Source organism: Tahibacter caeni, from assembly GCF_024609805.1.
GTDB lineage: Bacteria > Pseudomonadota > Gammaproteobacteria > Xanthomonadales > Rhodanobacteraceae > Tahibacter > Tahibacter caeni.
Genome location: NZ_JANFVR010000272.1, coordinates 1 through 6,618, shown reverse-complemented (window position 1 = coordinate 6,618; position 6,618 = coordinate 1). Strand labels below are relative to the sequence as shown.

Genomic DNA, 6,618 nt, shown 5'->3' with positions numbered 1-6,618 from the left:
ATCGGGTTGAAATCGATCGCGCCGTTCCGCGAGCACGCAGACCGGCCGCGGCACTTCCATGTTCCAGATCATGGAAAACGCGTGCGGCGCATTCTCGACCAACCCGGCCGCGCGCGCTGCGGCGCGATGCCACGGTGCGTGGCAACCGCCCGCGCGCGCGGTTAGGATTGCGCCCGCATGAATTCCCCGACTCCTCCGGAGACGCCGCCGCTGCTGCAGGCGCGCGGACTCGCCTACCTGCGCAACGACGAACCCATCTTCGGCCCGCTGAGCTTCCGGCTCGACGCCGGCGACGTCGTGCTCATGGAAGGCGACAACGGCAGCGGCAAGACCACCCTGCTCAAGGTGCTGTCCGGGCTGCTGCCGCCGAGCGCCGGCGAGGTGCTGCTCAACGGCGAGCCGCTGACCCTCGCGCGGCTGTCGCACCAGGTCGCCCTGCTCGGCCACCTGCTCGGTGTCAAAGGGGAATTGTCGCCTTTGCAGAACCTGCGCTTCGCGATCGGCCTGGGCGGGCTGCGCCCGGGCATCACGCCGCACCACGCGCTCAAGAGCGTAGGCCTGGAAGGCTACGAGGACGTGCCGCTGCGCCAGCTCTCGGCCGGCCAGAAAAAGCGCGTCGCGCTCGCGCGGCTGCTGCTCGTGCCGGCCGCGCTGTGGCTGCTCGACGAACCCTACGCCAATCTCGACCGCGAAGGCATCACCCTGGTCAACCGCCTGCTCGAACTGCACGCGCTGCGCGGCGGCGCCGCGCTGATCACCTCGCACGGCGCCTATGCGTACACCTCGGGCACGCCGCGGCGCATCCGTCTGGCCGCAGTCGACCCGGAGCTCGCCGCATGAGCTACGGCACTGCGCTGTCCGCCTGCCGCGCGCTGTTCGTGCGCGACTTCAGCCTGGTCTGGCGCCAGCGCGGCGACGCGCTTAATCCGATGCTGTTCGCGATCATGGTCGTCGTGCTGTTCCCGTTCGCGCTCGGCCCCGAACCCAACGCGCTCGCGCGCATCGCCTCGGGCACCATCCTCGTCGCGCTGCTGCTGGCCGGCCTGCTGTCGCTCGATGCGCTGTTCCGCTCCGACTTCGAGGACGGCTCGCTCGAACAGCTCGTGCTGTCGCCGCATCCGCTGCCGCTGCTGCTGGCCTGCAAGATCGCGGTGCACTGGCTCACGACGGCGCTGCCGCTGCTGCTGGCCGCGCCGCTGCTCGGCGAGCTCCTGTACCTGCCGCGCAGCGAGCTACCGGTGCTGCTGGCCGCGCTGGCCCTGTCCACGCCGCTGCTGAGCCTGATCGGCGCGGTCTGCGTCGCGCTGACGGTCGGCATGCGCCGCTCTGGTATGCTGCTGGCGCTATTGGTTCTGCCGCTGTACGTGCCGGTGCTGATCTTCGCCGCCGGCGCCTGCAACGCAGCCGGCCAGGGACTGCCGGTGCTCGCGCCGCTGCTCTGGCTCGGCGCCGGCCTGGCGCTCGCGCTGGTGCTGGCGCCGCTGGCCTGCGCGGCGGCGCTGCGCATCTCGCTGAGCTGACCGCGACCACCACCCGTATACGAATCCATGAATCCACTCGTACTCTGGTTCCACAAGCTCGGGTCGCCGCCGTACTTCTATCGGCTGGCCGGCCGCCTGCTGCCGTGGCTCTGGGGCCTGGGCCTGATCAGCCTCGCCGTCGGCCTCTACGGCGGCCTCGTGCTCGCGCCGTCGGACTATCAGCAGAGCGACGCGTTCCGCATCATCTACGTGCACGTGCCGAGCGCCTGGATGAGCCTGTTCATCTACGCGTTCATGGCCGTCAACGGCTTCATCGCGCTGATCTGGCGCATCAAGCTGTCGGAAACCCTGGCCATGGCCTCCGCGCCGATCGGCGCCGCCTTCACGTTCATCTGCCTGGCCACGGGCTCGATCTGGGGCAAGCCGATGTGGGGCACCTGGTGGACCTGGGACGCACGCCTGACCTCCGAGCTCGTGCTGCTGTTCCTCTATTTCGGCGTCATGGGCCTGTACCAGGCCATCGAGGACCGCCGCCAGGCCTCGCGCGCCGCGGCGTTCCTGGCGCTCGTCGGCATCGTCAACCTGCCGATCGTGCATTTCTCGGTCAACTGGTGGAACACGCTGCACCAGGGCTCCACGGTGCGGCTGTTCGGCCCTTCGCTGATCGACTCGCGCATGCTCTGGCCGCTGCTGGTCATGGCGGTCGCGACCAAGTTCCTGTTCGCCGCGAGCCTGCTGTCGCGCGCCCGCGTCGACCTGCTCGAGCTCGAAGCCGGCAAGGACTGGGCGCGCCAGGTCGCGCTCGCCGACGGAGACGCCGCATGAGCCAGTTCCTGTCCATGGGCGGCTACGGCGGCTACGTCTGGAGTTCGTTCGCGATCTTCGCGATCGTGCTCGCGCTCGACGCCGTCGCGCCGCTGCTCAAGCGCCGCCGCGTGCTGCGCGATCTGCGCGGCCGCGCGCGCCGCGCGCAGAAGCGCAGCGAGGAAACCGCATGAACCCGACCCGCAAACGCCGCCTCGTCGTCATCTCGCTGATCCTAGTCGCGGTTGTCGTTGCCGCGGCGCTGACCGTGCTCGCGCTGCAGCAGAACATCACCTACCTGTACACGCCGGTCGAGGTGCAGGCCGGCAAGGTGCCCGCCGACGCGCGCTTCCGCCTCGGCGGCATGGTCAAGGCCGGCTCGATCCAGCGCGCCGGCGATTCGCTGAAGACCGGCTTCGTCGTGACCGACGGCGACGCCGAACTGGACGTCGAGTACACCGGCATCCTGCCCGACCTGTTCCGCGAGAAGCAGTCGGTCGTCACGACCGGTCGCATGGACGGCAAGCGCTTCGTCGCGACCGAGGTGCTCGCCAAGCACGACGAGAACTACGTGCCGCGCGACGTGGCCGAAGCCATGGCCAAGGCGCACAAGAAACACGAGGTGAGCGAAAGCAAGCCGGCGGCGCAGTGACGGCCGTCGCCGTCGTGCGCGCCCGTACGACGCAGGCGGCGCCAAAGCCGACGAAACAGGAAACCGTCCTCTCTCCCCAAGCGCATTTGCGCTCGGGAGGAAAGGGCTTTCGACGCGACGTGCCGCATTACAGCGACACCCGGCTGCGCGGACCGGTGATCCCGCGCCCAGCAATGAAGGAGAACGTCATGCGTACGCCGAAGAACTTCACGGTGAGCTTTCGAGCGAACTAGCAAGCGCCGCCGCGGCTATCTCGGAAGCGCGCGTCATGCGCGGCCTGCGCACGGTCCACGGCGACAAGGTGCTCTGCGAGAAACTCGGTCGCAAAGACCCCTGCCCCTGCGGTTCGGGTCGGAGATTTCAAGAACTGTTGTCTGAACTCGGGGTGCTTTCGACGGCGTGCTGCGGCACGACTACCATCGTTGAATCCCGCCGACGGCAACCGCTGTAACCTCGGCAGTCGCGGCCCGTCCCCGGGCGGGCCGCGACCGTCCATCCACCGCCGCCGCGGCCCGCGCCGCGGCGGCATCACGGAGCCGCCGCTGCCGCCATGCTGCCCGAACTCGGTCAATTCGCCCTGATACTCGCCCTGCTGCTGGCCCTGGCGCAGACCGTGCTGCCGCTGCTCGGCGCCTGGCGCAACCATGCGGCGCTGATCGCGACCGCACGGCCGGCCGCCGCCGGCCAGGCCGTGTTCGTGATCGTCGCGTTCGCGATCCTGACGGCCGCGTTCCTTCAGCAGGATTTCTCGGTCGCCTACGTCGCGCAGAACTCCAATTCGGCGCTGCCCTGGTACTACCGCTTCTCCGCGGTCTGGGGCGCGCATGAGGGTTCGCTGCTGCTCTGGATACTGATCCTGAACATCTGGACCGTCGCGGTCGCCGCGTTCAGCCGGCGCCTGCCCGACGTTTTCATGGCGCGCGTGATCGGCGTGCTCGGCTTCGTCAGCGTCGGCTTCCTGCTGTTCACGCTGCTGACGTCCAACCCGTTCCTGCGCCACGTACCGGCGCTGGCCGACGGCAACGACCTCAACCCCCTGCTGCAGGACTTCGGCCTGATCGTGCATCCGCCGATGCTGTACATGGGCTACGTGGGCTTTTCGGTCGCATTCGCGTTCGCGATCGCCGCGCTGCTCGGCGGCACGCTCGACGTGGCCTGGGTGCGCTGGGCGCGGCCGTGGACCAACGTGGCCTGGGCGTTCCTGACCCTGGGCATCGCGCTGGGTTCGTGGTGGGCGTACTACGAGCTCGGCTGGGGCGGCTGGTGGTTCTGGGATCCGGTCGAGAACGCCTCGTTCATGCCCTGGCTCGTCGGCACCGCGCTGATCCATTCCCAGGCCGTGACGGAAAAGCGCGGCTCGTTCCGTGCCTGGACCCTGCTGCTGGCGATCGCTGCGTTCTCGCTGTCGCTGCTCGGCACCTTCCTCGTGCGTTCGGGCGTGCTGACCTCGGTGCATGCGTTCGCGAGCGATCCGCAGCGCGGCCTGTTCGTGCTCGCCTTCCTCGTCGTCGTCGTCGGCGGTTCGCTGCTGATCTACGCCCTGCGCGCGCCGAAGGTCGCCGGCGGCGAGCCGTTCGCCGGCGTCAGCCGCGACACCCTACTGCTGATCAACAACCTGCTGTTCTCAATTGCTGCGCTGATGGTGCTGCTCGGCACCCTGTTCCCGCTGCTCGGCGAAGCGCTGGATGCCGGCCGTATCTCGGTCGGACCGCCGTATTTCGGCTTCATGTTCGTGCTGCTGATGGCACCGGTCGTGCTGCTGCTGCCGTTCGGGCCGTTCCTGAAATGGCGCCAGGCCCAACTGCCCGCGGCGCTGCGTTCGCTGCTGCCGGCGCTGCTAGTCGCGGTCATTGCCGCCGTCGCGGCCTGGCTGCTCGGCGGCGGCCTGCCGTTCAAGGCCGTGGCCGGTATCGGCCTCGGACTCTGGGTCGGCCTCGGCATCGCGCTGTACGCCGTGTCGCGCTGGCGCCACGCGCCGCCGGGACGCCGCTACACGCCGGAAATGTTCGGCATGATCTGCGCGCATCTCGGCGTGGGCGTGTTCGTCGCCGGCGTCATGCTGACCGAGGCCACGGGCCTGGAGCGCGACCTGCGCTTCGCGCCGGGCCAGAGCGTGCGCATCGGCGCTTACGACGTGCGCTTCGACGGCGCGAAACACGCGCGCGGCCCGAACTACGAGGCCGACGCCGGGACGATCGTCGTCAGCCGCGACGGCGCGACGGTCGCGACCCTGGCGCCGCAGAAGCGCCGCTATCTGCGCGGCCAGGTGCAGACGGAATCGGCCATCGATCCGGGTTTCACGCGCGACATCTACGTCGCGCTCGGCGAGCCGGTCGGCGACGACGGCGCCTGGTCGGTGCGCGTCTACATCAAGCCGTTCGTGCGCTGGATCTGGCTGGGCGGGCTGCTGATGATGCTCGGCGGCTTCGTCGCCGCGACCGACCGGCGCTTCCGCAGCCTGGCCCTCGCGCGCGACGCGCAGCCCGCGCCGACTCCGGCCGCGGCACCGGGCGCCGTCGCTGCGAACGAGGTGACCGCATGAATGCGCGCCTGCTGCCGCTCGCGGCGTTCCTGCTGCTCGTCGCGCTGCTCGGCTTCGGCCTGCGCTGGAACATGAAGCACGACCAGCGCGAAGTGCCCTCGCCGCTGATCGGCAAGGCCGCACCGGAATTCCGTCTGCCCGTGCTCAACGAGGCGAATCGCGAGTTCGGCAGCGCGGACCTCAAGGGCAAGCCGTACCTGCTCAACGTGTTCGGCAGCTGGTGCCCGAGCTGCGTCGACGAGCATCCGGTGCTGGTGCGTTATGCGAAGGAGCTCGGACTGCCGCTGGTCGGCTACAACTGGAAGGACGACGCCGCGGACGCGACGGCCTGGCTCGCGCGCTTCGGCAATCCCTACGACGTCATCGTCGCCGACACGGTCGGCCGCACGGCGATCGACTTCGGCGTCTACGGCGCGCCGGAAACCTTCCTCGTCGATGGCGACGGCTACATCCGCCTAAAGCGCATCGGCGCGCTGACGCCGGACTACGTCGAGAAGGAGCTCAAGCCGGCGATAGCCGCGCTTCGGAAACCCGCCGCCGGAGGTCAGCCATGAGTCGCCTGCGTCGCGCGGCGCTGCCCGCGCTGCTGCTGTCGCTGTTCTGCACGATCGCCGCGGCCGTGCAGCCTCTGGATTTCAAGGACGCGGCCGAAGAGAAGCGCTTCCAGTCGCTGACCCGCGAACTGCGCTGCCTGGTCTGCCAGAACCAGAACCTGGCCGACTCGGACGCGGGCCTGGCCGGCGATCTGCGCCGCGAAGTGTTCGACCAGATGCGCGCCGGCAAGAGCGACGCGCAGATCAAGGACTACCTCGTCGCGCGCTATTCGCAGTTCGTGCTGTATGACCCGCCGCTGAGCGGCTCGACGTGGCTGCTCTGGTTCGGCCCGCTGCTCGCGCTGCTCGCCGGCGCCGGCGTGCTCGTCGTCGTCGTGCGCCGCCGCACCGCGGCTCTCGCCCACAAGACGCCGGCCGCGACCGCGCCGCGCGAGGAGGAAGACTGGTGACTACCGCTTTCGTGCTGCTGGCCGGCCTGATGCTGCTCGCGGCGCTGGCCTTCGTGCTGGTGCCGCTGCTGCGCCACCGCCGCGGCGCCGCCGCGCCGGCCGCCGCGCGCCGCCGCGCGCTCGACGATGCATTGGC

General features: G+C 69.8%; 10 protein-coding genes. All 10 read left to right on the top strand.

What is annotated here, in order from left to right:
- Positions 1-177 precede the first annotated feature (177 nt).
- The 10 genes from ccmA to NON22_RS18360 all read left to right on the top strand — a co-directional run bounded on the left by ccmA (position 178) and on the right by NON22_RS18360 (position 6,482).
- Complete coding sequence (gene ccmA, locus NON22_RS18400) at positions 178-840, top strand: heme ABC exporter ATP-binding protein CcmA (RefSeq protein ID WP_257388411.1); 663 nt, start codon at positions 178-180, stop codon at positions 838-840.
- On the top strand, positions 837-1,520 hold the full coding sequence (ccmB, locus tag NON22_RS18395) for a heme exporter protein CcmB (protein WP_257388410.1): 684 nt from the start codon (positions 837-839) through the stop codon (positions 1,518-1,520). Before ccmA ends, ccmB begins: the two co-directional genes overlap by 4 nt.
- 27 nt (positions 1,521-1,547) lie before the next feature.
- Positions 1,548-2,306 (top strand): heme ABC transporter permease, encoded by a 759-nt coding sequence (locus NON22_RS18390; protein ID WP_257388408.1) that lies wholly within the window; start codon positions 1,548-1,550, stop codon positions 2,304-2,306.
- On the top strand, positions 2,303-2,479 hold the full coding sequence (gene ccmD / locus NON22_RS18385; RefSeq protein ID WP_257388407.1) for a heme exporter protein CcmD: 177 nt from the start codon (positions 2,303-2,305) through the stop codon (positions 2,477-2,479). The genes NON22_RS18390 and ccmD overlap by 4 nt, the downstream gene beginning before the upstream one ends.
- Positions 2,476-2,937: a cytochrome c maturation protein CcmE gene (ccmE, locus tag NON22_RS18380; protein ID WP_257388406.1), complete on the top strand. Its 462-nt coding sequence runs from the start codon at positions 2,476-2,478 to the stop codon at positions 2,935-2,937. The genes ccmD and ccmE overlap by 4 nt, the downstream gene beginning before the upstream one ends.
- Complete coding sequence (locus tag NON22_RS18375) at positions 2,934-3,170, top strand: hypothetical protein (protein WP_257388405.1); 237 nt, start codon at positions 2,934-2,936, stop codon at positions 3,168-3,170. Before ccmE ends, NON22_RS18375 begins: the two co-directional genes overlap by 4 nt.
- Positions 3,171-3,205: 35 nt before the next feature.
- Positions 3,206-3,388 (top strand): SEC-C metal-binding domain-containing protein, encoded by a 183-nt coding sequence (locus NON22_RS25025; RefSeq protein ID WP_425508001.1) that lies wholly within the window; start codon positions 3,206-3,208, stop codon positions 3,386-3,388.
- A 99-nt stretch (positions 3,389-3,487) separates the two neighbouring features.
- The gene (locus NON22_RS18370; protein ID WP_257388404.1) at positions 3,488-5,479 is read left to right on the top strand and encodes a heme lyase CcmF/NrfE family subunit; all 1,992 of its coding nucleotides are present in this window, start codon (positions 3,488-3,490) and stop codon (positions 5,477-5,479) included.
- Positions 5,476-6,033 carry a DsbE family thiol:disulfide interchange protein gene (locus NON22_RS18365; protein WP_257388403.1) on the top strand — a complete coding sequence of 186 codons (558 nt, stop codon included), beginning with the start codon at positions 5,476-5,478 and terminating at the stop codon, positions 6,031-6,033. Before NON22_RS18370 ends, NON22_RS18365 begins: the two co-directional genes overlap by 4 nt.
- Positions 6,030-6,482 (top strand): cytochrome c-type biogenesis protein, encoded by a 453-nt coding sequence (locus NON22_RS18360; RefSeq protein WP_257388402.1) that lies wholly within the window; start codon positions 6,030-6,032, stop codon positions 6,480-6,482. The genes NON22_RS18365 and NON22_RS18360 overlap by 4 nt, the downstream gene beginning before the upstream one ends.
- Positions 6,483-6,618 lie beyond the last annotated feature (136 nt).